Genomic DNA, 743 nt, shown 5'->3' on the forward strand with positions numbered 1-743 from the left:
AGCACTGATCTGTTAGATGACTTCTTAGACGATGACGACAGCTCGCTCTCGCTTGAAGATGACGAAACACTGGATGAACTGCTGGGTAATGATTTCTCAGAATCTGCATTATCTGACGATCAGAGTGATGAAGAATCAGCATCACTGGACCCGTTTGATGATCTGCTGACTAGTGGTATTGACGATTTAGATTCAGCGCAAGAATCAGAGTTAGCCAAAGAAGCAGAGCCTGCACAAAAGCCAGAGCCAGAAGCTGTTACAACTGAAGAGGTGAGCTTTGAGCAATCACTGTCTTCGGCACTTGAAGAGACATCTGAGACAACTGATAAGGTAGAGCCGGCTTCACAAGATGTTGACTTATTTGAAGAGCAGCAAGAGCCTGAACTTAGCCAAGAGCCTCAAGTTGAAGCTGAGCCTATCGCACCAGAAGCGCTGCAGACAGACAACGATGTCGACGTTCAAGATGAAGTAGTGCCGCCAAGTGAGCCTGCGAACAAAGATTTCAATCGCAATGATTTCATGGATGACATGTTTGATATTGCGCCTCAGGCAGACGCACTGTTTGATGAGCATAATACTCAAGAGCCTATGGTTGAATCTGATGATACGAGCTCAGATTCACCGCAAGCTAGCACCTCGGAGCAAACTGAACCGCTTGAAGAGCTACAAGGTGAGCTGGAACAACAAAGTGAATCAGCCGACGAAGTGTCACCTGAGTTAAACAAACAGTCAGGTGATTTAGA

General features: G+C 46.3%; 1 pseudogene. It reads left to right on the top strand.

Annotation, left to right across the window (positions count from 1 at the left end):
- Positions 1-743 (top strand): annotated as a pseudogene (locus KIV40_RS28460) (hypothetical protein); the annotation flags it as partial.

This window comes from Vibrio sp. D173a (assembly GCF_030248475.1).